The organism is Streptomyces sp. NPDC094147 (assembly GCF_044764265.1).
GTDB lineage: Bacteria > Actinomycetota > Actinomycetes > Streptomycetales > Streptomycetaceae > Streptomyces.
Genome location: NZ_JBIWHT010000021.1, coordinates 104,875 through 127,272, shown reverse-complemented (window position 1 = coordinate 127,272; position 22,398 = coordinate 104,875). Strand labels below are relative to the sequence as shown.

Below are 22,398 nucleotides of genomic sequence, written 5' to 3'. Positions count from 1 at the left end.
GGGGGGGGGGGGGGGGGGGGCGCGGGGGGGGGGGGGCCCCCCCCCCCCCCCCCCCCCCCCAAACCCCGGGGGGGGGGGGGGGTTGGGGGGGGGGGGGGGCCGGGGGCGGGACGGTGGTCCTGGGGCTCCGCCCCAGACCCCGCTATTTCGCTCAGCCCAGTTCCTTGCGGTCCCTCTTCTCCAGTCTCAACCGCTCCTTCTGCGCCTTCCGCATCTTTCGGTCCACCCCGATCCCGCCCATCAAGGCGTACGCGATGATCTTGACGTGGGGGGAGCCCGGGGTGCCCTCGGTGCTGGTTCTGGCGCTGCCGCCCACACCGCCCATGATGCCGAAGCCCTTGACCTGGACGTTCAGTTCGGGCGGTACGGTCACGCCGATGCCGCCCATGATCGTGAAGAGGCGGATCACCGTCTCGCGGTCCTCGAAGCGGGCCTCGCGCAGGTCGATGTCGCCGCCGCCCCACATCGCGAACGCGGTGAACTTGCGTGCCACCGTCCAGTTGCCCTTGCGCGAGAAGCCGCCCCAGAGGGCGAAGCCTCCTTTGGAGGTGGGCGGGTGGCCGATCCTGGACGGCCAGTGGACGTCCGTGTCGTTCTCAGTGGGGCGGGTCACCGGGGCCGCGGGGCCCACCGTGCCCGGTGCGGGCAGGTCGCGGACGAGCGGCTCCAACTCCCCATGGGTACGCGCCTTGTAGGCCGCCTCAAGGCGCTGCTCGAACTCCTCCATGTCGAGCCGGCCCTCCGCCACCGCGTCCCGCAGCGACTCGGCGACCCGCTCCCGCTCGGCGTCCGAGGCCCGCATCTCCGGCAGCCCACCCGTTGGTTCACTCGTCATGCGGCAAAGCCTAGTGAAGGCCGGGGGTCTCGGGGGTTCGGGGGCTCGCACCCGTCGAGTACAGCATGCGCGCGATCACCGCCTCGATGTCCGGCTCCCGCACCGACAGGTCCACCAGCGGGTACGCCTCCGCGATGTGTGCGACCAGCGGCGCCGCCGACGCCGAGGCGGGGAAGGCGAGCCACTGGCGGGGGCCCTCGACCTTCACCACGCGGGCGCCTTCGGCCTCCACCGGCGGGAGTTCGCGCTCCAGGTCGACCACCAGGGTGCGTTCGCTCTCGCCCGCTTCGTGCAGCCCGGCGAGGGCGCCGTCGTACATGAGGCGTCCGTGGTCGATCACCATCACGCGTCGGCAGAGCTGCTCGATGTCGGTCAGGTCGTGGGTGGTGAGCAGGACCGTGGTGGCGCGCTCCGCGTTCAGGTCGCGCAGGAATTGCCGGACCTTCGCCTTGCTGACGACGTCGAGGCCGATCGTCGGCTCGTCGAGGTACAGGACCTCCGGGTCGTGCAGCAGGGCTGCCGCGATGTCGCCGCGCATACGCTGGCCGAGGGAGAGCTGGCGTACGGGGACGTCCAACAGGGCTGCCAGATCGAGGAGTTCGACGCAGCGGTCGAGGTTCTCGCGGAAGCGCTTGTCGGGGATGCGGTACATGCGGTGGGCCAGGCGGTAGGAGTCGTACAGCGGCAAGTCCCACCACAGGGTGGTGCGTTGGCCGAAGACGACGCCGATGCGCTGGGCCAGTTTCGTGCGTTCGCGGGAGGGGTCGAGGCCCGCGACGCGCAGGCGGCCGCCGCTCGGGGTGAGGATGCCCGTCAGCATTTTGATGGTGGTGGACTTTCCGGCGCCGTTGGGGCCGATGTAGCCGACCATCTCGCCGCGCGGCACCCGGAAACTGATCCCGTCGACCGCCCTGACCTGCCGCTTCTCGCGGCGCAGCCGACCGGTTTTGCGGCGTACGTCGAAGACCTTCTCCACGCCGTCGAGTTCGATGAGGTCCATCGGTCAACTCCCCGTGCTGCGGTACGAACGGATTCCGGCCCGCCAGGCGAGGCCGGCCAGCGCGAGGCAGCCGGCCGCGACCAGGGGCGGTGTGAGGGCGAGCCAGCCGGGCAGGTCCAGCGGATACGGCCGGCCGAGCACGTACAGGGCGGGCAGCCAGTTGACAAAGGCCAGCGGCAGCACGAACGTGGCGGCCCACACCATGTCCTTGGCGAACACCGTCGGCGGATACTGGAGCAGGGTCTGGCCGCCGTAGGTGAAGGCGTTCTGCACCTCGGCCGCGTCCTGCGCCCGGAACTGGAAGGCCGCGCCCGCCACGAACACCGCGGCGAAGATCGCGGCGCCGCTCAGCACCATCACCGGCACGAGCAGCACCTTCAGGACCGTCCAGTGAAGGTCGAGGGCGATGAGCGAACCGGCCAGGACCAGCATGCCCTGCAACAGCCGGCCCAGGCGCTGCAGGCCGAACCGGTCGGCGGCGACCTGGGCGAGCACCGGCGCGGGGCGGACGAGCAGGGTGTCGAGCGTGCCGTCGCGGACGCGCGCGCCCAGCCTGTCGATGGAGCCCATCACCGCGTTCACGAGTCCGAACGCGGTGGTCGACGTGCCGTACAGGAACGCCACTTCGGCGAACGAGTACCCGCCGAGCGAGCGGACCTGCGAGAACATCAGCGCGATCACGACGAAGTCGAACGCGGTCACCAGGAAGTTCGCGACCAGCATCATCACGAAAGACGCCCGGTAGGCGAGGGTGGAGCGGATCCACATGCCGGCCACCAGGCGGTACGTGGCGAACGCACCGAGCGTCGGCGCACGCTCGTCGAGGTCCGCGCCCTGGAGTGACGCACCCCCGTCGAGGCCTTCGGCGCCCCGGAGTTCAGCCACCCTGCACCACCACTCTGCGTACCGCGGCGAACTGGAGCAGCCGCCCGGCGCCGAGCAGCGCCGCCGCCCAGCCGAGCTGGAAACCGTACGCGCCGAGCAGGCCCCAGCCCTGGTGCTTGCCCATCAGGACGTCCGCCGGGATCTGGAGCAGCGAGGACCACGGCAGGGCGCGGGCCACCTCGCCGAGCAGGCCCGGGAAGGCGGTGAGCGGCAGCATCATCCCGGAGAAGAACATGCCCGCGATGGAGACCAGCGAGGAGATGCCCGCCCCGTCGAGCAGCCAGAACGCGCAGAGCGCCACCAGGAAGCGCAGCGCGAAGCTCACCACCACCCCCAGCAGGACCGCGAAGAGGAAGGCGATCCAGGTGAGCGGGTTCGCGGGCAGCGCGAGGTCGAAGACGAGCGCGCCGAAAGCGAGGGGGACGACGCCGCGCCCCAGGAAGTGGAACAGCGCCCGGCCCAGATCGGCGGAGAGCCACCACAGCTGGAGGTCGACCGGACGGTAGAGGTCGATCGCGATGTCACCCGTACGGATGCGTTCCACGAGCTCGTCCGCGAAGCCGCCGCCGAACAGGCTGACCGTCATCAGCATGGCCTGGCTGATCCACACATAGGTGAGGGCCTGGGACTGGTCGTAGCCGCCCAGGTGAGGGCGCTCGTCCCACAGCGCTATATAGGTGTAGGCCACGATGACGCCGAAGACGGTGTTGGTGAAGACCCCGGCCGCGGTGGCGACCCGGTATGTCGTATAGCGCCGGAACCCACCCGCGGCCACGACCCCGTACAGCCGCACGCCTTGTCCCCCTCACCGCTCCGGACGCCAAAGCGCTGGAGCCTAGCCCAGCTCCACGGCCCTTCGCGACGGAATTTCCGTGGCCGGGCATGCACTATGTCCTTACAGCACGAAGCAGCATGGATCAGTCGAAACATCTGAAACAGCCCATAGAGCACCCCGGTGCGACACCCCGTGCGGCACCCCCGCACACGACCCGAGACGCGATGGCCGGAGAGACATGAGCGACGACGAGCAGCCGGAGCCACCACACCCCGGACCCCGGGCGCCGCAGAACTGGCCGCCCCGGGATCTCACCGCCGCCCCGGCCCGACCCGCGCCCGCCGCCGCGAGGGACGGCGCGGGCAATGGAGGCAAGCAGCAGCGGCCCAAGCGCACCGGCTGGCGCCGCTTCGTGCCCCGCTGGCGGCTGGTGCTCGGCCTGTTCCTGCTCTGCGCCCTGCTGCTCATCGGCGGCTTCCTGGCGGGCTACATGCTGGTGTCGATCCCGCCCGCCAACGCCGGGGCCACCGCGCAGTCCAACGTCTTCCTGTACGCCGACGGCACCCAGCTCGCCTCGGACGGCGAGGTCAACCGCGAGAACGTGTCGCTCGCGCAGATCCCGCTCACCGTGCAGCACGCCGTACTGGCCGCCGAGGACCGGGAGTTCTACTCAGAACGGGCCGTCGACCCCAAGGCGATGGTCCGCGCCGCCTGGAACACCCTCACCGGCAAGGGCACCCAGGGCGGCTCCACCATCACCCAGCAGTACGTCAAGAACTACTACCTGGGGCAGGAGCAGACGGTCACCCGCAAGGCGAAGGAGTTCTTCATCGCGATCAAGCTCAATCGCGAGGAGACCAAGGACGACATCCTCGCCGGGTATCTGAACACCAGCTACTTCGGGCGCAACGCGTACGGCATCCAGGCCGCCTCCCAGGCGTACTACAGCAAGGACGTCGAGAAGCTCACCACCGCCGAGGGCGCCTACCTCGCCTCGCTGCTCAACTCCCCCAGCGCGTACGACGTGATCGCCCACCCCCAGAACAAGCCGAGCGCGCTGGCCCGCTGGAACTACGTACTCGACGGCATGGTCAAGAAGAAGTGGCTCAGCCCCTCCGAGCGGGCCGCGACCACGTTCCCCGTGCCCGGCAAGGTCAAGCCCCGGGCGGGGCTCGCCGGGCAGCGCGGCTATCTGGTCGAGGCCGTCAAGGACTACCTCACCGGCAACAAGATCATCGATGAGAACACCCTGGCCACCGGCGGCTACCGGATCACCACCACGATCCAGCAGGACAAGCAGAACGCCTTCGTGAAGGCCGTGGACGACAGGGTCAACTCCAAGCTGAGCAGCGTCCGCAAGGCCGACCGCAACGTCCGGGTCGGCGGCGCCTCCATCGACCCGGCGACCGGCAAGGTCCTCGCGATGTACGGGGGCATCGACTACACCAAGCAGTACGTCAACAACGCGACCCGGCGCGACTTCCAAGTGGGCTCCACCTTCAAGCCGTTCGTCTTCACCTCGGCGGTGGTCAACGACTCGAAGACCCAGGACGGCCGGACCATCACCCCGAACACGGTCTACGACGGCACCAACAGGCGCCCCGTGCAGGGCTGGGACGGCGGCACCTACGCGCCCGCCAACGAGGACGACGTCTCGTACGGGATGATCACCGTGCGCACCGCCACCGACAAGTCCGTCAACGCGGTGTACGCGCAGATGGCCGTCGACGTGGGCTCCGCCAAGGTCAAGCAGACCGCGGTCGACCTCGGCATCCCCGCCGACACCCCCGACCTGACCGCGTCCCCGTCGATCGCGCTCGGCCCGGCGACGGCGAGCGTGCTCGACATGACCCAGGCGTACGCGACGCTCGCGAGCCACGGCAGGCACGGCACGTACACGCTGGTCGAGTCGGTCACCAAGGACGGCGCGAAGACCGAACTGCCCGCGCAGGACACCAAGCAGGCCGTCAGCCGCGAGTCCGCCGACACCACGACGTCGATGCTCCAGAGCGTCGTCGAGGGCGGCACGGGTATGGCGGCGCAGGCCGCCGGGCGCCCGGCGGCGGGCAAGACCGGCACGGCCGAGCAGGACAAGGCCGCGTGGTTCGCGGGCTATACCCCGGACCTGGCCACCGTCGTGGCGGTGATGGGCGCCGACCCCGACACGGCCGTGCAGCAGCCGCTGTACGGGGCGCTCGGCTTCGCCCGCATGAACGGCGGCGGGCCGCCCGCGGACATCTGGGCGCAGTACACCAAGGGCGCGCTCCAGGGCAGCGAGGCCAAGGACTTCGACCTGCAGCTCCAGGACGGCGCGGCCATCCCGGTCGAGCCGCCGCCCCCGAACCCGTCCCCGTCGCCGTCCCAGCAGCCCGGCCGCAACCAGGGCCAGACGCAGGGACAGAACCAAGGCCAGACGCAGGGCCAGAGCCAGGGCCAGACCGGCGGCCGCAACCAGGGCCAGACGCAAGGTCAGAACCAAGGACAGAACCAGGGCCCGACCCAGGGCCAGACCCAGGGCGGAGCCAACAACGGCGGCCCCACCAACGGCGGCCAGACGCAGGGCCAGACCCAAGGCGGCACCGCCGACGGCGGCGCCACCAACACCGGCGGGACCACTGACGGCGGCGCCACGGGCAACGGCGGCACCAACTCGGGCACGACGGCCGGAACGGGCGGCACCACGATGGGCGTGGCCAACAGAGCACGCGGCCCGAGGGGCGGCTGAGCGCTCCGCGGGAAGCGGCATGCGTCGGCCGCGGGCCGGCGGAGCCGCAGGTGTCACGGCCCCGCGCCCCTTCCGGGCGCGGGGCCGCACCGGTTTCCACAGGACCGCTCAGAGAGCCCTAATGCCCGCTGGTCGCCTTCAGTCCCACCACGGCGACCAGCAGCAGGCAGACGAAGAAGATCCGGGCGGCGGTGACCGGCTCGCCGAGCACCACCATGCCGAGCACCGCCGCACCGGCCGCGCCGATGCCGACCCACACGCCGTACGCCGTGCCGATCGGCAGCGTCTTGGCGGCCTGCGACAGCAGCAGCATGGATGCGACGATCCCGGCGCCGGTGAGCACACTGGGCACCAGGCGGGTGAATCCGTCGGTGTACTTCATCCCGATCGACCAGCCCACTTCGAGCAGACCGGCGACGACAAGCAGGACCCAGGCCATGACGGCACCTCCGAAAGACGCGAACACATACGGGGTGCGTCGTCTTGTCCTGACCCGGTACGACGCGTCTCGTCGGGGTCCCACCACGATAGCAAAGGGCATGCAAAAGGGCTGGTGACCACGGTCACCAGCCCTTATCGGGTGCTTTGAGCAGGGTCCTCGCAGGGTCTTTACAGATACAGCCCGGTGGCGTCCACCGACACCCGCTCGGAGGCGACCGCGTGCAGGTCGCGCTCGCGCATCAGGACGTACGCCACGCCCCGCACCTCGACCTCGGCGCGGTCCTCGGGGTCGTACAGGACCCGGTCGCCCGGCTCCACGGTGCGTACGTTCTGGCCGACCGCGACCACCTCGGCCCAGGCGAGCCGTTTGCCGACGGCGGCGGTCGCCGGAATGAGGATGCCGCCGCCCGAACGCCGCTCGCCCTCGGGGGTGTCTGACCGGACGAGCACACGGTCGTGCAGCATTCGGATGGGCAGCTTGTCGTGGGTGTTCTCGCTCACGGGTCGAACCTACCCGCCCCGGCGACGGGCGTACGCCGAAGGGTCAGGCACGCCGCTTCTTCGCCGAGAGCGCGAGCAGTCCGACGAGGCCGACGGCCACCAGCGCGACCGGCACGATCCGCTCCACGCGGGGCGTCCCGTCCTCGGACACGAACCGCGCCTTCACGTCGCTCACCTTGCGGTTCACCGCCACGAACGCCCGGCCCGCGGTGTGGTCCACGGCCGAGGCGATCCTGGCCTTGGCGTCGCCGACGATCGTGTCCGGGTGCAGCCGCACCCCGATCTCGTCGAGGGTCACCGCGAGCTGGTCCCGCCGGCTCTTGATGTCCGCCTCGATCTGCGCAGGGGTCCTGGCATCCGACACTGCGCCGCCTCCGGTGGTCGTATGGGGTGATCCGTCATCCACAGTCTGTCAGTTCCACCGCCGATGCACTGTCGCAGGCCCCCATTAGGCTCTGTCGGTGTACGCCACACCCTCGGCCTTTCCGGAGGAAACCCCATGAGCGAGCGACTTCAGCCCGGCGACACCGCCCCCGCCTTCACCCTGCCCGACGCCGACGGCAACGAGGTCTCGCTCGCCGACCACAAGGGCCGCAAGGTCATCGTGTACTTCTACCCGGCCGCCCTGACGCCCGGCTGCACCAAGCAGGCCTGCGACTTCACGGACAACCTGGAGCTCCTCGCCGGCGCCGGGTACGACGTCATCGGCGTCTCCCCCGACAAGCCGGAGAAGCTGGCGAAGTTCCGCGAGAAGGAGTCCCTGAAGGTGACGCTGGTCGGCGACCCCGCGAAGGAGGTCCTGGAGGCGTACGGGGCGTACGGCGAGAAGAAGCTGTACGGCAAGACGGTAACCGGAGTCATCCGTTCCACAGTGGTCGTGGACGAGCAGGGCAAGGTCGAGCGGGCGCTGTACAACGTCAAGGCGACGGGTCACGTAGCCAAGATCATCAAGGACCTGGGGATCTGATGTCCCGTTGACGGGACAGCCGTTGCCCGTCCGATCCGCCCCGGCGGCCTGCCCCGGTACCATGGCAGGCGCTGGCGGCGGTGGTGCAACTGGTTGACACAGCAGACTTAGGATCTGTGGCCCGTGAAACGGCTTGAGGGTTCGAATCCCTTCCGCCGCACAGTGGACGGCCTGTGCATCGAGGAATCGATGCACAGGCCGTTTCCTTGTGGCCGGGCCCTCAGCCCAACAGCTCCCGCACCACCGGTACGAGCGCCCGGAACGCCTTGCCCCGGTGGCTGATGGCGTTCTTCTCCTCGGCCGACAGTTCCGCGCAGGTGCGCGTCTCGCCCTCCGGCTGGAGGATCGGGTCGTAGCCGAAGCCGCCCGAGCCGGCGGGGGTGTGGCGCAGGGTGCCGAGCAGGCGGCCCTCCACGACGCGTTCCGTGCCGTCCGGCAGCGCCAGGGCCGCGGCACAGGCGAAGTGGGCGGCGCGGTGTTCGTCGGCGATGTCGCCGAGCTGGGCCAGGAGCAGGTCGAGGTTGGCCCGGTCGTCGCCGTGGGCGCCGGCCCAGCGGGCCGAGAAGATGCCGGGGGCCCCGTTCAGGACGTCCACGCAGAGGCCGGAGTCGTCGGCCACGGCGGGCAGGCCGGTGGCCTTCGCCAGTGCATGGGCCTTCAGGAGGGCGTTCTCGGCGAAGGTGACACCGGTTTCCCTGACGTCGGGGATCTCGGGGTAGGCGTCGGCGCCGACGAGTTCGTGGGGCAGCCCGGCGTCGGCGAGGATGGCGCGGAGTTCGGTGATTTTGCCGGCGTTGCGGGTGGCGAGGATCAGGCGGGTCATGGTCCCAGTATCGGGGGCGGGCAAGGGACTCCCGCCGCCCCGTGCCGCCGCCCTCAGCTCGTGCACACCTTGCCGATGTCCTTCGCCGCGCTCGTGACGCCGCTGATGTCCGGGGTGTTGTCGCCCTTCTTGACGTCCGTGCGGACCTTGTCCACCGCCTTGTTCAGGTTGTCCACGGCCTTGGACAGGTCGGCGTTGTCCGTCTTGTTCTTCAGGGACGACAGGTCCTTCTCGATGTCGCCCAGCGCCTGGTCGGTCTTCGTCCGGTTGACCGTGCCGTCGTCCACCGCCTTGCCCAGCTTGTCCACGCTGTCGGTGATGGCGTTCGCGGTCTTGACGCAGTCGATCGCCTTGTCGACGGCCCCGCAGCCCGCGGTGGCGGTGACGGTGACGGCCAGAGCGGCGGTGGCGACGGCTAAAACGGTACGGCGCATCGGTCGGATCCTCCCCAGGTGTACGAACGGGCGCACGGTTGGCCCGTACGCCCGTACTCGTGGTGACGTGGGAAGCGTTCCCAGGGGTTGCTCCCCTACTCTCCCAACACCGCTTCCAGCGCGTGCAGTTGGAGGGCGGCGAGGTCGGCGCAGCCTCCGGTGGCGAGGTCGAGGAGGGCGTTCAGTTCCTTGCGGTCGAAGGGCTCGGCCTCGGCGGTGCCCTGGACCTCCACGAAGCGGCCGTCGCCGGTGCAGACGACGTTCATGTCGGTCTCGGCGCGGACGTCCTCCTCGTAGCAGAGGTCGAGGAGGGGGACGCCGTCGACGATGCCGACCGAGACGGCGGAGACCGTGCCGGTGAGCGGCCGGCGGTTGGCCTTGACGAGCTTCTTGCCCTGGGCCCAGGTGATGGCGTCGGCGAGGGCGACGTAGGCGCCGGTGATGGCGGCGGTGCGGGTGCCGCCGTCGGCCTGGAGGACGTCGCAGTCCAGGACGATGGTGTTCTCGCCGAGCGCCTTGTAGTCGATGACGGCGCGCAGCGAGCGGCCGATCAGGCGGGAGATCTCGTGGGTGCGGCCGCCGATCTTGCCGCGGACGGATTCGCGGTCGCCGCGGGTGTTGGTGGCGCGGGGCAGCATCGAGTATTCGGCGGTGACCCAGCCTTCGCCGCTGCCCTTGCGCCAGCGGGGGACGCCTTCGGTGACGGAGGCGGTGCAGAAGACCTTGGTGTCACCGAAGGAGATGAGGACGGAGCCCTCGGCGTGCTTGCTCCATCCGCGTTCGATGGTGACCGGGCGGAGCTGTTCGGGGGTGCGGCCGTCGATTCGAGACATGGCCATGAGCCTAGGGGATGCCTGCGGGGGCCCGGTTCGGCGCGTACGCGATCCGGTTCTGCGGGTACGCGAAAGGCCGGTCCCGCTGGGGACCGGCCTGTGCGGAGCGGGTCAGCGACTCACGTCATACGTGGTCAGCGACTCACATCATGTCTTCGATGTCGGCGGCGATCGGGTCCGCGTCGGTGCCGATGACGACCTGGATGGCGGTGCCCATCTTGACGACGCCGTGGGCGCCGGCGGCCTTCAGCGCGGCCTCGTCGACCTTGCTCGGGTCGATGACTTCGGTGCGCAGGCGGGTGATGCAGCCCTCGACCTCTTCGATGTTCTCGATACCGCCGAGGCCGGCGACGATCTTCTCAGCCTTGCTGGCCATGTGTCTCTCCTGATGTTCTTCGAAGAACGCTGTGTCGGCCCACGGTAGGTCCGCTTTGTCACGGTAACCCACGTTTGGACCAGCTATGCGCGCGAGCGCATCCTGTCTGGCCAAGGATGGCGATCACCGGAGCCATGCCCACCCGAGAGGCCGCTCCGGACGATACCGCAACTGGTCTACACCAGTGTGCAACGACCGTCCGAACCGGCTTGTTCCATACGCCAGGAGGTTGCCGATGAGCGCCGACAGCGCGGCCGCAGTACCGCAGCCCAAGTGGTGGAACGGGCTGTTCCAGGGGCTGCAGAAGATGGGGCGCAGCCTCCAGCTGCCGATCGCCGTGCTGCCCGCGGCCGGCATCCTCAACCGGCTCGGCCAGGACGACGTGTTCGGCAAGACCGGGCTCGGCTGGAACGACGTCGCCAAGGTGTTCGTCGGCGCGGGCGGCGCGCTGCTCAACGGCTCGCTCGGACTGCCGCTGCTGTTCTGCGTGGGTGTCGCGATCGGCATGGCGAAGAAGGCCGACGGCTCGACCGCGCTGGCGGCGGTCGCCGGCTTCCTCGTCTACTACGGGGTGCTCCAGCAGTTCCCGAAGGACTGCGCGGCCGGCGCCACGCTCGCGGCGGGGGCCTGCGTCGCCAAGGACGGCTCCGCGGTTCTCGCCACGTACCAGAACCCGGGTGTCTTCGGCGGCATCGTGATGGGCCTGCTGACCGCGTACTTCTGGCAGCGCTTCCACCGTACGAAGCTGGTGGACTGGCTGGGCTTCTTCAACGGGCGCCGGCTCGTGCCGATCATCATGGCCGGGGTCGCGATCGTGTTCGCGGTGGTGTGCCTGTGGGTGTGGCCGCCGGTCGGTGACGCGCTGACCAGCTTCAGCAAGTGGCTGGTGGATCTGGGCGCGGCCGGTTCGGGCATCTTCGGCGTCGCCAACCGCGCCTTGCTGGTGATCGGTCTGCACCAGTTCCTGAACACCTTCATCTGGTTCCAGTTCGGCGACTTCACCAAGGCGGACGGCACGGTCGTGCACGGCGACATCCCGCGGTTCCTCGCGGGCGACCCGACGGCCGGCCAGTTCCAGACCGGCTTCTTCCCGATCATGATGTTCGCGCTCCCGGCCGCGGCCCTGGCGATCGCGCACTGCGCCAGGCCTCACCGCCGCAAGGAGGTCGGCGGCATGATGCTCTCGGTCGGCCTGACCTCGTTCGTCACGGGCATCACCGAGCCGATCGAGTACTCCTTCGTCTTCATCGCGCCGCTGCTGTACGTGATCCACGCGGTGCTCACCGGCGTCTCGATGGCGGTGAGCTGGGGGCTCGGCGTCAAGGACGGCTTCAGCTTCTCGGCCGGACTGATCGACTACGTCATCAACTGGAGCCTGGCGACGAAACCCTGGCTGATCATTCCGATCGGACTCTGCTTCGCCGTCGTCTACTACACGGTGTTCCGCTTCGCGATCACCAAGTTCAACCTGCCGACGCCGGGGCGGGAGCCGGCGGACGACGAACTGGAGCGGGAGAACATCAAGGCGTAGCCCCTCCGCTCCCGCTGCTCGCCGGGCCTTCCAAAAGGCCCGCCCCGCAAGGCCCTCGGACCCTCCCGGTCCGGGGGTCTTTGTGCGTTGCTTCCGCGCCTTCGTCCGGATTGCTCAGGTATGGCCCAGACCACAAAAAACGAAGGTTCCTTATCTAACCCACACCGTGCTACAACTGGTCTACACCACTCATTGGTGTAGACCACGCGGGCTCGACCGCGTGCCCCCGAGACGCCGCCGTCCCCCCGTATTTTCCCATGTCCCTGGGCGGCGCCTTGCCAACTGGAGGATGTTGTGAGTACGGCTAGCGCCGCCCCCGCGGCCGCGAAGAAGAAGGGCTCCGGCGTGATGGCTGTCATGCAGCGCATCGGCCGCAGCCTCATGCTGCCGGTCGCCGTGCTGCCCGCCGGCGCGCTGCTGGTGCGCCTCGGCAACAACGACATGCTCGGCCGGGACTCGTTCCCGACGTTCATCACCAAGATCGCCGGGTACATGGCGGCCGGTGGCGGCGCGATCCTCGACAACATGGCGCTGCTGTTCTGCGTCGGCATCGCGATCGGCTTCGCCAAGAAGTCGGACGGCTCGACCGCGCTCGCCGCCGTCACGGGCTACCTGGTCTTCCAGAAGGTCCTGGCGACCTTCACCGACAGCAGCCTGCCGAAGGTCGCGGCGGTCGCCGACGGCAAGATCGTCATGAATGACGCCCCGGTCAACGCCGGCGTGCTCGGCGGTGTCGTCATGGGTGTCGTCGTCGCGCTGCTCTACCAGAAGTTCTACCGGACCAAGCTGCCCGACTGGGCGGGCTTCTTCGGCGGCCGCCGCCTCGTGCCGATCCTGTCCGCCTTCGCGGGCCTGTTCATCGGCATCGTCTTCGGTCTGATCTGGCCGGTGCTCGGCGCCGGACTGCACAACTTCGGTGAGTGGCTGGTCGGTTCGGGCGCGGTCGGCGCCGGAATCTTCGGCATCGCCAACCGCGCGCTGATCCCGATCGGCATGCACCACCTGCTCAACTCCTTCCCGTGGTTCCAGGCCGGCGACTACAACGGCAAGCACGGCGACATCGCCCGCTTCCTCGCGGGCGACCCGTCCGCCGGACAGTTCATGACCGGCTTCTTCCCGATCATGATGTTCGCCCTCCCTGCGGCCTGCCTCGCGATCGTCCACTGCGCGCGCCCCGAGCGCCGCAAGGTCGTCGGCGGCATGATGTTCTCCCTCGCGGCCACCGCCTTCGTGACGGGTGTGACCGAGCCGATCGAGTTCACCTTCATGTTCATCGCCCCGGTCCTGTACGCGATCCACGCGGTGCTCACCGGTGTCTCCATGGCGCTGACCTGGGCGCTCGGCATGAAGGACGGCTTCGGCTTCTCGGCCGGCGCGATCGACTACGTACTCAACCTGGGGATCGCCACCAACCCGTGGGGCCTGGCGCTGGTCGGCCTCTGCTTCGCGGCGGTCTACTACGTGATCTTCCGGTTCGCGATCACCAAGTTCAACCTGCCGACGCCGGGCCGCGAGTCCGACGAGGAGCTGGCCGAACTGCTCAAGGCCGAGGCGAAGTAAGCCCCGCCGACGCCCGAAGAAGGCCCCCGGAACCTCGCGGTTCCGGGGGCCTTCTCCTGTCCGCCGGGGCTCAGATCTCGTACACCGCGCCCGGCACGGCCAGTTCCGCCGGGCCGGAGTAGACCGCTCGGGCGTCCGCCAGGTTGATCTCGGCGTCCGTCCACGGCGGGATGTGGGTCAGCACCAGGCGGCCGGCCCCGGCGCGGGCCGCGTGCTCGCCGGCCTCGCGGCCGTTGAGGTGCAGCGCCGGGATGTCCTCCTTGCCGTACGTGAACGACGCCTCGCACAGGAACAGGTCGGCGTCGGCGGCCAGTTCGCCGAGGGCGGGGCAGGGGCCGGTGTCCCCGGAGTACGTGAGCGAGCGGCCGCCGTGCTCGACCCGGATGGCGTACGCCTCGACGGGGTGGCGCACCCGCTCCGTACGCACCGAGAAGGGGCCGATGTCGAAGGCGCCCGGCTTCAGGGTGTGGAAGTCGAAGACCTCGCTCATCGAGGAGGCGGAGGGGGTGTCGGCGTACGCCGTGGTGAGGCGCTCCTCGGCGCCCTCCGGCGCGTACACCGGCATGGGCCCGCAGCGGCCGCCCTCGTGCCGGTAGTAGCGGGCCACGAAGTAGCCGCACATGTCGATGCAGTGGTCGGCGTGCAGATGCGACAGGAAGATCGCGTCGAGGTCGTACAGACCGATGTGGCGCTGCAGCGCACCGAGGGCCCCGTTGCCCATGTCGAGCAGCAGCCGGAAGCCGTCTGCCTCGACCAGGTAGCTGGAGCAGGCCGAATCCGCTGACGGGAACGACCCGGAGCAGCCGACGACGGTGAGCTTCATGGAGCGTGAACCTCCGGAACAGAGGGGCCAGGCGAAGCCTGTCGTTGAGGGGGCGGACGGGCGGGGCGGGAGGCCGCGGGGAGGGCTGCGGTGCGACGAGCGTAAGGCGCCACAAGGCCCGTCGCTCCTTCGCGGCGGGCCGTTGTGGGGGAACTCACCTGCCCTGTCACCGGTTCGGATGGTGTTCGCGCGGAGCGCGCGCGGTGGGTGGTGCGCCGGTAACGTCTGGGATATGGACACCTCGTGGTGGCTGGCGCTCGCGGCCGTGGTGGCTCTCGCGCTGGTCGCGGCCGCCATGGACGGGCGCGGGCGCTCCCGCCGTCGGCCGGGCGGCCGGGCGCGGCCCCCGGGGCGCCCGGCCGGGCCTCGCCCGGGTCCCGGGCGGGTGCCGAAGGCCGGGGAGATCTGGTGGGCGGAGGTGCCCTACGAGGATGTCCCGGGCGGCAAGGACCGGCCCTGTCTGGTGCTGCGGGTGCGGGGGGACGCGGTGACCGTCGCGAAGATCACCAGCAAGTACCACGACGAGCGGGCCGGGGTGATCCCGCTGCCGCCCGGCACGGTCGCCGACGCGCACGGCCGGCCCAGCTTCCTGGAGACCGACGAGCTGCGCGACGTCGGGGTGTGGGCGTTCCGCCGCCGGGTGGGCGTGGTGGACCCGACCCTGTGGGACCAGGTCCGCCACCTGTCGGGGTGACGCCCGGTCCCCCTAGGCCCAGAGCTGCCCGTGCAGGGTTTCGATCGCGGCCTCGGTGGTCGGCGCGGTGTAGACGCCGGTCGACAGGTACTTCCAGCCGCCGTCGGCGACCACGAAGACGATGTCGGCGCTCTCGCCCGCCTTGACGGCCTTCCTGCCGACCCCGATCGCCGCGTGCAGCGCGGCGCCCGTCGAGACGCCCGCGAAGATGCCCTCCTGCTGGAGGAGTTCACGGGTGCGGGTCACCGCGTCGGCCGAGCCGACCGAGAAGCGGGTGGTCAGCACGGAGGCGTCGTACAGCTCCGGTACGAAGCCCTCGTCCAGGTTGCGCAGGCCGTAGACCAGGTCGTCGTAGCGGGGTTCGGCCGCGACGATCTTGATGCCGGGGACGTGCTCGCGCAGGTAGCGGCCCACCCCCATCAGCGTTCCGGTGGTGCCGAGGCCCGCCACGAAGTGGGTGATCGAGGGCAGGTCGGCGAGGATCTCCGGGCCCGTGGTGGCGTAGTGGGCGCCCGCGTTGTCCGGGTTTCCGTACTGGTAGAGCATCACCCAGGACGGGTTCTCGGCGGCCAGCTCCTTGGCGACCCGTACGGCCGTGTTGGAGCCGCCCGCCGCCGGGGACGACACGATCTCCGCGCCCCACATCGCGAGCAGGTCGCGGCGCTCCTGGGAGGTGTTCTCCGGCATCACGCACACGATGCGGTAGCCCTTGAGCTTCGCGGCCATCGCGAGCGAGATGCCGGTGTTGCCGCTGGTGGGTTCGAGAATGGTGCAGCCGGGGGTCAACCGGCCGTCCTTCTCGGCCTGTTCGACCATGTGGAGGGCCGGCCGGTCCTTGATCGAACCAGTCGGGTTGCGGTCCTCCAGCTTGGCCCAGATCCGTACGTCGTCGGAGGGCGACAGGCGCGGGAGGCGGACCAGCGGGGTGTTGCCGACCGCGGCGAGCGGGGAGTCGTAGCGCATGTCAGACGGAGCCGCCCGCTACGGCGGGCAGGATCGTGACGTTGTCGCCGTCGGACAGCTCGGTGGTGATGCCGGCGAGGAAGCGGACGTCCTCGTCGTTGAGGTAGACGTTCACGAAGCGGCGCAGCTCGCCGCTCTCGTCGACCAGGCGCTCGCGGATGCCGGGGTGGCGGGTCTCCAGGTCCTTGAAGAGCGCGTCGATGCTGGCGCCGCCGCCTTCGACGGCCTTGGCGCCGTCGGTGTAGGTGCGGAGGATGGTCGGGATGCGGACCTCGATGGCCATGGCGTGGGCTCCTGTCGGGAGTGAGAGGCAGGTGGGCGCGGCTCGTGCTCGGGTCCGCGCGCCGCACGCCCCGGGGCGTGCGGTGGTGCGTTGGTGCTGGTGGAGCGCGCGGCGTCAGACGGCGGCTGCGCGGGCCGTACAGATCGCGCTGGCGAGGCGGCACAGGTCGACGTGCAGCCGCGCCACGAGCAGCAGGGCGGGGCCGCTGCTCGGCGTCTTGTCGCTCACGTCGTTCGAAACCATGGGGTCATCGTATAGATTCCCGGTCCGCTTCCCGGAATGTGATCTCGCATCCTGGACGGATCCCGCTCAGGATGTGGTCGCCGCGGCTGTGGGCGGCAGATAGACGACGGTCGGTGCGCCGGTGACGGGGTGGACACTCACCTCGGCGTCGACCCCGTACACCGCCAGGAGGAGTCCGGCGGTCAGGACGTCGGCGGGCGGGCCCGCCGCGACGATCCGGCCTCCGGCCAGCACGCAGATCCGGTCGCAGTAGTGCGCGGCGAGGTTCAAGTCGTGCAGGGCGAGCAGGCTTGCCGTGCCCAACTCCCTTACCAGGGACAGGACTTCGAGCTGGTAGCGGATGTCCAGGTGGTTGGTCGGCTCGTCCAGGACGATGACGTCCGGCTGCTGTACGAGGGCCCTGGCGACCAGCGCGCGCTGGCGTTCGCCGCCGGAGAGGGACGGGAAGGGGCGGCCGGCGAGGTCCGCGATGCCGACGCGGGCGAGTGCCTCGTGCACGAGGGCGCGGTCCGTGGCGGTGTCCGCCTCCCAGAAGCGGTGGTGCGGGGAGCGGCCCATGGCGACGATCTCGCGGACGGTCAGCTCGATGCCGCCCGCGTGGGCGTCCTGCGGGACGGTCGCGATGCGGCGGGCGCGCGCCTTCACCGGCAGGGCGTGCAGGTCGCCGCCGTCGAGCAGGACGCGGCCGGTGGTGGGGCGCAGGGTTCCGTAGAGGCAGCGCAGCAGGGTCGTCTTGCCGCTGCCGTTGGGGCCGACCAGGCCGACGGTCTCGCCGTCGCGGGCGGTGAGTTCGATGCCGGAGAGCAGTTCGCGGCCCTGCGGTGCGGTGTACGAGAGCGACTCGGCGCGCAGGGTCGTCATGCGGGGCCGCCTTCCGCGCCGGCCCTGCGGCCGCGCAGCATCCACAGGAAGAACGGGCCGCCGGTGAGCGCGGTGAGCACGCCGACCGGGATGTCCTGCGGGGCGGCGACGGTGCGGGCCGCGAGGTCGGCGAGGACCAGGAAGGCGGCGCCGCCGAGGGCTGCGACCGGGAGCAGGGTGCGGTGGGCGGCGCCGACGACCGCGCGGGCGGCGTGCGGAACCATCAGGCCGACGAATCCGATCGCCCCGCTGTACGCGACGAGCGCGCCGGTGAGCAGGGAGGCCAGCGCGAAGACGCCCGCGCGGAAGCGGCCGGTGTCCAGGCCGAGGACGGTGGCGCCCTCCTCCCCCACCAGGAGCAGGTCCAGCGGTCGGGCCAGCGCGATCAGGACGAGGGTGCCCGCGGCGAGGACGGCGGTGGGCAGGGCCAGCATGTCCCAGCGGGCGCCGCCGAGTCCGCCGAGCGTCCAGTGCAGCACCTCCTGGAGGTGTTCGGCGCTCGCCGAGGTGACCAGGAGCAGGCTGGTGAGCGCGGACAGGATGTACGAGACGGCGACTCCGGCGAGCACGAGTCGGCCGCCGGTCATCGAACCGCCGCGTCCGGCCAGGGCGTACACGAGGACCAGGGCGACGAGTGCGCCCGCGAAGGCGGCGGCGGGGAGGGCGACGGTGGTGGTCACCCCGGCGCCCACGCCGAGGACGATCACCGCGACGGCTCCGGCGGAGGCCCCGCTGGAGACCCCGAGCAGGAACGGGTCGGCGAGCGGGTTGCGCACGAGGGCCTGGAGGACGGTGCCGATGACGGCGAGACCGGCGCCGGTGACCGCGCCGAGCACGACGCGGGGCAGCCGCACGTCGAGCACGATGGTCCGGTACGGGGAGGGGTCGGCCTCCCCGGTGACGATGGCCAGGATCTGGTCGGCCGGGATCGCCACCGAGCCGAGCGCGAGGCCGGCGACGGCGGCGGCCACCAGCGCGGTGGCGAGGGCGCCCATGAGTACGGGGTACCGCCAACGCGGGGTCACCGCCGCACCCCGGACGCTGCGGCCTCCGGCCGGTCCCTCGTCTCCCACCCGCACCACCCGTGCGGACGGGAGGGCAGGTGCGGTTCCTCCCGCCGGCCCTCGCCCGCCGTCGGCGACTGCGGACCGACCACGCGACGCCCAGCCGAACCGGGCAGCACGGCCGGGCGCGGCCCGACCACGACGCGCCCCGGCGAACGCGAACCCACCACGGCGCGCCCCGCCGAACCCGCCAGCACCGCCGGGCGCAGGGCGACCACTGCACACCCCGCCGGACCCGGCACCACCGCCAAGCGCGAGCCGACCACGACGCACCCCGCCGAACCCGACACCGCCGCCGGACGCGAGCCGACCACGACACACGCCACCGAACCCGGCACCACCACCGTCGAACGCGAACCCACCGCGACACACCCCACCGAACGCGAACCCACCGCCACGCACCCCGCCGAACCCGGCACCACCGCCGAACGCGCGGCGGCAGCCTCCCTTGCCGCTCTCATCGCTTCGTCCCCCCGCGCAGCTGTTCCGCGAGTTTCGACACCGCTTGGGGGGCGCGGACGCCCGTCACCATGTCGGAGAGCGGGAGGACCGCGAAGCGGTTGTTCTTGACGACCGGGACCGAGGCCAGGGCCGGGTCGGCGAGCAGGCGTTGCTTCTTCGCCTCCGCCGTCGTGCCGCCGTAGTCCAGGATCAGGATGACCTCGGGGGCGCGGGCCACCACGTTTTCCCAGCTCGCGTCCCCGAAGGACTTGTCCTTCAGATCGGCGGCGAAGACGTTGCGGCCGCCCGCCCGCGTCACGATGTCGTTGCCGATGCCCTTCCCGCCCGCCGTGAACGCCGTCTTGTCGCCGCTGTCGTAGACGAAGACGGACAGCGGCGCCGCGCCCGCGAGCGCCGTCCGGGTGCGCGCGTTGGCGGCCTCGGCCGACCGCACCCACGACTCGGCCCGGTCCGCGACCCCGAAGGTCCGGCCGACCTCGCGGACCTCCTCGTACACGTCGTCCATCGTGGTCGCGGCCCCCTTGGGGCAGTTCTCCACGTTCAGGCGGGTCTTGATGCCGCTCTTGGCCAGCGCCTCGCGCGTGCGGCCCTCGTTCGGCGAGAACGCAGAGGCGTAACCGCCGTACACGTAGTCCGGGTTGGCGGACAGGAGCTTCTCGTACGAGGGGTACTCGGCCGCGAGGACCGGGACCGACCGGTAGTCCCGCTCGTACTTCGGCAGCACCTTGTCGTCCAAGTAGGCGGTCCCGGCAAGGGACTTGGCGAGGCCCAGCTCCAGCATCACCTCCGTGGCGTGCTGGTTCATCGTCACGGCCCGCTTCGGGGGCGCGGTGAACGTGGTCGTCACCCCGCAGTTGGTGACCGTGTACGGGAAGCCGGGGGCCGGGCCGCCCGCGGCGTCGGGGCGCGGCGGGGTCGTGCACGCGGCAAGCGGGAACAGCAGGGCGGCGGCGAGTGCCGCGCGGCGCCAGAGCATGGCTGAGCTCCTCCAAGGGGATTTCCACGTCCCCTGTCGGTGGGAGAAGGCGGCAGGTCAGTTCCTGACTTCCGGCGCCGCCAAGCGCCGGTCACAGTGGCGGGACCGGGCCGGATTCACACCGGCTTCCTGGCTCCTGCCGCCCAAATCGGTCAATTGCGTACGGTCAGTATGCCTCGACGATCTTGACGTCTTCCTCCGTGATCACGCCGTCCACGATGCGGTACGAGCGGAACTGGAACTCCCCCGCCCCGTCCGTGTCCGCCGTCGAGACCAGGACGTAGTGGGCGCCGGGCTCGTTCGCGTACGTCACGTCGGTGCGCGAGGGGTAGGCCTCGGTCGCCGTGTGGGAGTGGTAGACGATCACCGGCTCCTCGTCGCGGTCGTCCATCTCGCGGTACAGCTTGAGGAGGTCCTGGGAGTCGAACTCGTAGAAGGTGGGCGAGCGGGCCGCGTTCAGCATCGGGACGAAGCGCTCGGCGCGGCCGGTGCCCGCCGGGCCGGCGACCACACCGCACGCCTCGTCGGGGTGGTCGGCGCGGGCGTGCGCGACGAGCTGGTCGTACAGGGCCTGGGTGATGGTCAGCATGTCGGCAAGGATAAGCAGACAGGCCGTTCCGTACCGAGTGATGGTACGGAACGGCCCGCATGGTGAGAACTGGCAGGTCAGAGCCTCAGCTGCGCTTGGCGAACGCCTTGTTCTCCGGGTTCTTGGCCCGCAGGACCAGGTAGGAGACGCCGAGGATCAGGCCCCACAGCGGCGCGCAGTACAGCGAGACGCGGGAGTCCTTGTCGATGCCCATCATCACGATGACCATGCCGATGAAGAGCAGCGCGAACCAGCTGCTCCACGGGGCGCCCGGGGCGCGGAAGGTCGACTTCGGCAGTTCGCCGCGGTCGGACCGGGCGCGGTAGCGGATCTGGCAGACCAGGATCATGATCCAGGCCCACATGCCGGAGATGGTGGCGAAGGAGACGACGTAGTCGAAGGCCTTGCCGGGGGCGACGTAGTTGATCCAGACGCCGACCAGCATCAGCGCGGCGGAGACCGTGGTGCCGACCAGCGGGGTGCCGCTCTTGGTCAGCTTGGTGAAGACCTTCGGGCCCTGGCCGTTGAGCGCGAGGTCGCGCAGCATGCGGCCGGTGGAGTACATGCCCGAGTTGCAGGAGGAGAGCGCGGCGGTCAGGACGACGAAGTTGACGATCGCGGCGCCGACGCCCAGGCCCATCTTCTCGAAGGCGAGGACGAAGGGGCTCACGCCCGGCTGGAACTCGTGCCACGGGATGACCGAGAGGATCATGATCAGCGCGCCGATGTAGAAGACGGCGATGCGCCACGGCACGGTGTTGATGGCCTTGGGCAGGGTCTTCTCGGGGTCCTTGGACTCGCCGGCGGTGACGCCGACCAGCTCGACCGCGAGGAAGGCGAACATCACGATCTGGAGCGTCATCAGCGTGGAGCCGATGCCGTGCGGGAAGAAGCCGCCGTCGTTCCACAGGTTGGACACCGACGCGGTGTCCGCGGCGTTCGAGAAGCCGACGGTGAGGATGCCGGCGCAGATCAGGATCATGCCGACGATGGCGGTCACCTTGACCATGGAGAACCAGAACTCCAGCTCGCCGAAGAGCTTCACGGAGATCAGGTTCACGGCGTACAGGATGAGCGTGAAGACCAGCGCGTAGGCCCATTGCGGCACGCTGTTGTGGGTCCAGAACGACATGTACTGGGCGGCCGCGGTGACTTCGGTGATGCCGGTGACGACCCAGAAGAGCCAGTACGTCCAGCCGGTGACGAAGCCCCAGAACGGGCCGACGAACTCCCGGGCGTACTCCGAGAAGGAGCCCGACACCGGGCGGTACATGAGCAGCTCGCCGAGCGCGCGCATGATGAAGAAGATGACCAGGCCCGCGATGGCGTAGGCCAGGATGAGGCTGGGCCCGGCCTTCGAGATGGCCTTGCCCGCGCCGAGGAAGAGGCCGGTGCCGATGGCGCCGCCGATCGCGATCATCTGGATCTGCCGGGCCCCGAGGCCCCGCTGGTATCCCTCGCCCGCGCCCTCGCCCGGTCCGTTGCCGACGTCGGTCCCCGCGGCCTCATTGCCGGCAGGACGGTCGCCGTGCTGGTCGACCTGCACTGAGGTCATGGTGGTGCGCCTTTCTCCATGCTGACCCGCCCGCCTCGGTCGCGAAGCGGCGGATCAGGTCCTGATCCCCCCGGATGTGGATGGAGTGCCACCGGCGGTCAGCCGGTCGAAGCGCCCCCGGGGAACATGGGTGGCGTCCCCGGGTGGTCGTGAAGATTTATCACGGCCTTATGGGTGATCCATTTCAGCCACTGTGGCG

26 protein-coding genes, 1 tRNA gene and 2 riboswitches are annotated in these 22,398 nt (G+C 70.4%); of the genes, 6 read left to right on the top strand and 21 right to left on the bottom strand.

Going from position 1 to position 22,398, the window contains the following annotated elements; translation table 11 throughout:
• Positions 1–151: 151 nt before the first annotated feature.
• The 4 genes from ACIQ8J_RS26430 to ACIQ8J_RS26415 are packed head-to-tail and all read right to left on the bottom strand — an operon-like array spanning position 152 to position 3,513.
• Positions 152–802, bottom strand: a complete 651-nt coding sequence (locus tag ACIQ8J_RS26430; RefSeq protein ID WP_403274908.1) for a DUF1707 domain-containing protein — start codon at positions 800–802, stop codon at positions 152–154.
• A 43-nt stretch (positions 803–845) separates the two neighbouring features.
• Complete coding sequence (locus ACIQ8J_RS26425; RefSeq protein WP_403274896.1) at positions 846–1,835, bottom strand: ATP-binding cassette domain-containing protein; 990 nt, start codon at positions 1,833–1,835, stop codon at positions 846–848.
• A gap of 3 nt (positions 1,836–1,838) precedes the next feature.
• Positions 1,839–2,720 carry an ABC transporter permease gene (locus tag ACIQ8J_RS26420; protein ID WP_403274895.1) on the bottom strand — a complete coding sequence of 294 codons (882 nt, stop codon included), beginning with the start codon at positions 2,718–2,720 and terminating at the stop codon, positions 1,839–1,841.
• Positions 2,713–3,513: an ABC transporter permease gene (locus ACIQ8J_RS26415; protein ID WP_403274894.1), complete on the bottom strand. Its 801-nt coding sequence runs from the start codon at positions 3,511–3,513 to the stop codon at positions 2,713–2,715. Before ACIQ8J_RS26415 ends, ACIQ8J_RS26420 begins: the two co-directional genes overlap by 8 nt.
• Before the next feature lie 220 nt (positions 3,514–3,733).
• Between ACIQ8J_RS26415 and ACIQ8J_RS26410 the strand changes: the two genes are divergently transcribed.
• Positions 3,734–6,220, top strand: a complete 2,487-nt coding sequence (locus ACIQ8J_RS26410) for a transglycosylase domain-containing protein (RefSeq protein ID WP_403274893.1) — start codon at positions 3,734–3,736, stop codon at positions 6,218–6,220.
• A 118-nt stretch (positions 6,221–6,338) separates the two neighbouring features.
• On the opposite strand, the gene ACIQ8J_RS26405 is transcribed toward ACIQ8J_RS26410, so the two are convergent.
• The 3 genes from ACIQ8J_RS26405 to ACIQ8J_RS26395 all read right to left on the bottom strand — a co-directional run bounded on the left by ACIQ8J_RS26405 (position 6,339) and on the right by ACIQ8J_RS26395 (position 7,526).
• Complete coding sequence (locus ACIQ8J_RS26405) at positions 6,339–6,659, bottom strand: DMT family transporter (RefSeq protein WP_403274892.1); 321 nt, start codon at positions 6,657–6,659, stop codon at positions 6,339–6,341.
• 33 nt (positions 6,660–6,692) lie between these two features.
• A riboswitch (guanidine-III (ykkC-III) riboswitch) is annotated at positions 6,693–6,763 on the bottom strand.
• A gap of 66 nt (positions 6,764–6,829) precedes the next feature.
• Positions 6,830–7,162: a co-chaperone GroES gene (locus tag ACIQ8J_RS26400; RefSeq protein ID WP_114036654.1), complete on the bottom strand. Its 333-nt coding sequence runs from the start codon at positions 7,160–7,162 to the stop codon at positions 6,830–6,832.
• 43 nt (positions 7,163–7,205) lie between these two features.
• Positions 7,206–7,526, bottom strand: coding sequence for a DUF3618 domain-containing protein (locus tag ACIQ8J_RS26395; protein WP_403274891.1), 321 nt, complete (start codon positions 7,524–7,526; stop codon positions 7,206–7,208).
• A 135-nt stretch (positions 7,527–7,661) separates the two neighbouring features.
• Here ACIQ8J_RS26395 and bcp point away from each other — a divergent pair, with 135 nt between their 5' ends.
• A complete protein-coding gene (bcp, locus tag ACIQ8J_RS26390; RefSeq protein WP_403274890.1) occupies positions 7,662–8,129 on the top strand; it encodes a thioredoxin-dependent thiol peroxidase in 468 nt (155 codons plus the stop codon).
• Positions 8,130–8,203: 74 nt separating this feature from the next.
• Positions 8,204–8,289, top strand: a tRNA-Leu gene (locus ACIQ8J_RS26385).
• A gap of 60 nt (positions 8,290–8,349) precedes the next feature.
• On the opposite strand, the gene rdgB is transcribed toward ACIQ8J_RS26385, so the two are convergent.
• From rdgB to ACIQ8J_RS26365, 4 genes are all read right to left on the bottom strand, one after another.
• Positions 8,350–8,952, bottom strand: a complete 603-nt coding sequence (gene rdgB, locus ACIQ8J_RS26380; protein WP_403274889.1) for an RdgB/HAM1 family non-canonical purine NTP pyrophosphatase — start codon at positions 8,950–8,952, stop codon at positions 8,350–8,352.
• Between the two features lie 53 nt (positions 8,953–9,005).
• On the bottom strand, positions 9,006–9,386 hold the full coding sequence (locus ACIQ8J_RS26375) for a hypothetical protein (RefSeq protein ID WP_403274887.1): 381 nt from the start codon (positions 9,384–9,386) through the stop codon (positions 9,006–9,008).
• 95 nt (positions 9,387–9,481) lie between these two features.
• Positions 9,482–10,219 carry a ribonuclease PH gene (rph, locus tag ACIQ8J_RS26370; RefSeq protein ID WP_403274885.1) on the bottom strand — a complete coding sequence of 246 codons (738 nt, stop codon included), beginning with the start codon at positions 10,217–10,219 and terminating at the stop codon, positions 9,482–9,484.
• A gap of 142 nt (positions 10,220–10,361) precedes the next feature.
• Positions 10,362–10,667: a glucose PTS transporter subunit EIIB gene (locus ACIQ8J_RS26365; RefSeq protein WP_403274906.1), complete on the bottom strand. Its 306-nt coding sequence runs from the start codon at positions 10,665–10,667 to the stop codon at positions 10,362–10,364.
• Between the two features lie 163 nt (positions 10,668–10,830).
• On the opposite strand from ACIQ8J_RS26365, the gene ACIQ8J_RS26360 reads away from it, so the two are divergent.
• Both ACIQ8J_RS26360 and ACIQ8J_RS26355 read left to right on the top strand, forming a co-directional pair.
• Entirely contained in the window at positions 10,831–12,126 is a 1,296-nt protein-coding gene (locus ACIQ8J_RS26360; RefSeq protein ID WP_403274883.1) for a PTS transporter subunit EIIC, read from the top strand.
• Between the two features lie 294 nt (positions 12,127–12,420).
• A complete protein-coding gene (locus tag ACIQ8J_RS26355; RefSeq protein ID WP_403274882.1) occupies positions 12,421–13,686 on the top strand; it encodes a PTS transporter subunit EIIC in 1,266 nt (421 codons plus the stop codon).
• Positions 13,687–13,756: 70 nt separating this feature from the next.
• Here ACIQ8J_RS26355 and ACIQ8J_RS26350 read toward each other — a convergent pair whose 3' ends face one another.
• A complete protein-coding gene (locus tag ACIQ8J_RS26350; protein ID WP_403274881.1) occupies positions 13,757–14,509 on the bottom strand; it encodes an MBL fold metallo-hydrolase in 753 nt (250 codons plus the stop codon).
• Between the two features lie 232 nt (positions 14,510–14,741).
• Here ACIQ8J_RS26350 and ACIQ8J_RS26345 point away from each other — a divergent pair, with 232 nt between their 5' ends.
• Complete coding sequence (locus ACIQ8J_RS26345; protein WP_403274879.1) at positions 14,742–15,203, top strand: type II toxin-antitoxin system PemK/MazF family toxin; 462 nt, start codon at positions 14,742–14,744, stop codon at positions 15,201–15,203.
• Between the two features lie 12 nt (positions 15,204–15,215).
• On the opposite strand, the gene ACIQ8J_RS26340 is transcribed toward ACIQ8J_RS26345, so the two are convergent.
• The 9 genes from ACIQ8J_RS26340 to ACIQ8J_RS26300 form a co-directional block, all read right to left on the bottom strand.
• Entirely contained in the window at positions 15,216–16,166 is a 951-nt protein-coding gene (locus ACIQ8J_RS26340) for a PLP-dependent cysteine synthase family protein (RefSeq protein WP_403274878.1), read from the bottom strand.
• A gap of 1 nt (position 16,167) precedes the next feature.
• Positions 16,168–16,449: a MoaD/ThiS family protein gene (locus ACIQ8J_RS26335; RefSeq protein WP_403274876.1), complete on the bottom strand. Its 282-nt coding sequence runs from the start codon at positions 16,447–16,449 to the stop codon at positions 16,168–16,170.
• 114 nt (positions 16,450–16,563) lie between these two features.
• A complete protein-coding gene (locus ACIQ8J_RS26330) occupies positions 16,564–16,692 on the bottom strand; it encodes a putative leader peptide (RefSeq protein WP_264198279.1) in 129 nt (42 codons plus the stop codon).
• 66 nt (positions 16,693–16,758) lie between these two features.
• Positions 16,759–17,553, bottom strand: coding sequence for an ABC transporter ATP-binding protein (locus tag ACIQ8J_RS26325; RefSeq protein WP_403274875.1), 795 nt, complete (start codon positions 17,551–17,553; stop codon positions 16,759–16,761).
• Positions 17,550–18,548 (bottom strand): FecCD family ABC transporter permease, encoded by a 999-nt coding sequence (locus tag ACIQ8J_RS26320; RefSeq protein WP_403274874.1) that lies wholly within the window; start codon positions 18,546–18,548, stop codon positions 17,550–17,552. Before ACIQ8J_RS26320 ends, ACIQ8J_RS26325 begins: the two co-directional genes overlap by 4 nt.
• A gap of 26 nt (positions 18,549–18,574) precedes the next feature.
• Complete coding sequence (locus ACIQ8J_RS26315) at positions 18,575–19,078, bottom strand: hypothetical protein (RefSeq protein ID WP_403274873.1); 504 nt, start codon at positions 19,076–19,078, stop codon at positions 18,575–18,577.
• Positions 19,075–20,055: an ABC transporter substrate-binding protein gene (locus tag ACIQ8J_RS26310; protein WP_403274872.1), complete on the bottom strand. Its 981-nt coding sequence runs from the start codon at positions 20,053–20,055 to the stop codon at positions 19,075–19,077. The genes ACIQ8J_RS26315 and ACIQ8J_RS26310 overlap by 4 nt, the downstream gene beginning before the upstream one ends.
• Positions 20,056–20,092: 37 nt before the next feature.
• Positions 20,093–20,230, bottom strand: a riboswitch (cobalamin riboswitch).
• The gene (locus ACIQ8J_RS26305) at positions 20,222–20,644 is read right to left on the bottom strand and encodes a Mov34/MPN/PAD-1 family protein (RefSeq protein WP_403274871.1); all 423 of its coding nucleotides are present in this window, start codon (positions 20,642–20,644) and stop codon (positions 20,222–20,224) included. Its footprint overlaps the riboswitch before it by 9 nt.
• A gap of 85 nt (positions 20,645–20,729) precedes the next feature.
• Positions 20,730–22,199 carry an amino acid permease gene (locus tag ACIQ8J_RS26300; RefSeq protein ID WP_403274869.1) on the bottom strand — a complete coding sequence of 490 codons (1,470 nt, stop codon included), beginning with the start codon at positions 22,197–22,199 and terminating at the stop codon, positions 20,730–20,732.
• Positions 22,200–22,398: the final 199 nt, after the last annotated feature.

Coding starts and splice junctions, on each gene's coding strand:
- ACIQ8J_RS26425 (WP_403274896.1), bottom strand. CDS start 1,835: ATGGACCTCATCGAACTCGACGGCGTGGAGAAGGTCTTCGACGTACGC.
- ACIQ8J_RS26410 (WP_403274893.1), top strand. CDS start 3,734: ATGAGCGACGACGAGCAGCCGGAGCCACCACACCCCGGACCCCGGGCG.
- ACIQ8J_RS26430 (WP_403274908.1), bottom strand. CDS start 802: ATGCGGGCCTCGGACGCCGAGCGGGAGCGGGTCGCCGAGTCGCTGCGG.
- rdgB (WP_403274889.1), bottom strand. CDS start 8,952: ATGACCCGCCTGATCCTCGCCACCCGCAACGCCGGCAAAATCACCGAA.
- rph (WP_403274885.1), bottom strand. CDS start 10,219: ATGTCTCGAATCGACGGCCGCACCCCCGAACAGCTCCGCCCGGTCACC.
- ACIQ8J_RS26305 (WP_403274871.1), bottom strand. CDS start 20,644: ATGCTGACCATCACCCAGGCCCTGTACGACCAGCTCGTCGCGCACGCC.
- bcp (WP_403274890.1), top strand. CDS start 7,662: ATGAGCGAGCGACTTCAGCCCGGCGACACCGCCCCCGCCTTCACCCTG.
- ACIQ8J_RS26300 (WP_403274869.1), bottom strand. CDS start 22,199: ATGACCTCAGTGCAGGTCGACCAGCACGGCGACCGTCCTGCCGGCAAT.
- ACIQ8J_RS26405 (WP_403274892.1), bottom strand. CDS start 6,659: ATGGCCTGGGTCCTGCTTGTCGTCGCCGGTCTGCTCGAAGTGGGCTGG.
- ACIQ8J_RS26315 (WP_403274873.1), bottom strand. CDS start 19,078: ATGAGAGCGGCAAGGGAGGCTGCCGCCGCGCGTTCGGCGGTGGTGCCG.
- ACIQ8J_RS26310 (WP_403274872.1), bottom strand. CDS start 20,055: ATGCTCTGGCGCCGCGCGGCACTCGCCGCCGCCCTGCTGTTCCCGCTT.
- ACIQ8J_RS26325 (WP_403274875.1), bottom strand. CDS start 17,553: ATGACGACCCTGCGCGCCGAGTCGCTCTCGTACACCGCACCGCAGGGC.
- ACIQ8J_RS26375 (WP_403274887.1), bottom strand. CDS start 9,386: ATGCGCCGTACCGTTTTAGCCGTCGCCACCGCCGCTCTGGCCGTCACC.
- ACIQ8J_RS26350 (WP_403274881.1), bottom strand. CDS start 14,509: ATGAAGCTCACCGTCGTCGGCTGCTCCGGGTCGTTCCCGTCAGCGGAT.
- ACIQ8J_RS26340 (WP_403274878.1), bottom strand. CDS start 16,166: ATGCGCTACGACTCCCCGCTCGCCGCGGTCGGCAACACCCCGCTGGTC.
- ACIQ8J_RS26330 (WP_264198279.1), bottom strand. CDS start 16,692: ATGGTTTCGAACGACGTGAGCGACAAGACGCCGAGCAGCGGCCCCGCC.
- ACIQ8J_RS26335 (WP_403274876.1), bottom strand. CDS start 16,449: ATGGCCATCGAGGTCCGCATCCCGACCATCCTCCGCACCTACACCGAC.
- ACIQ8J_RS26345 (WP_403274879.1), top strand. CDS start 14,742: ATGGACACCTCGTGGTGGCTGGCGCTCGCGGCCGTGGTGGCTCTCGCG.
- ACIQ8J_RS26320 (WP_403274874.1), bottom strand. CDS start 18,548: ATGGGCGCCCTCGCCACCGCGCTGGTGGCCGCCGCCGTCGCCGGCCTC.
- ACIQ8J_RS26360 (WP_403274883.1), top strand. CDS start 10,831: ATGAGCGCCGACAGCGCGGCCGCAGTACCGCAGCCCAAGTGGTGGAAC.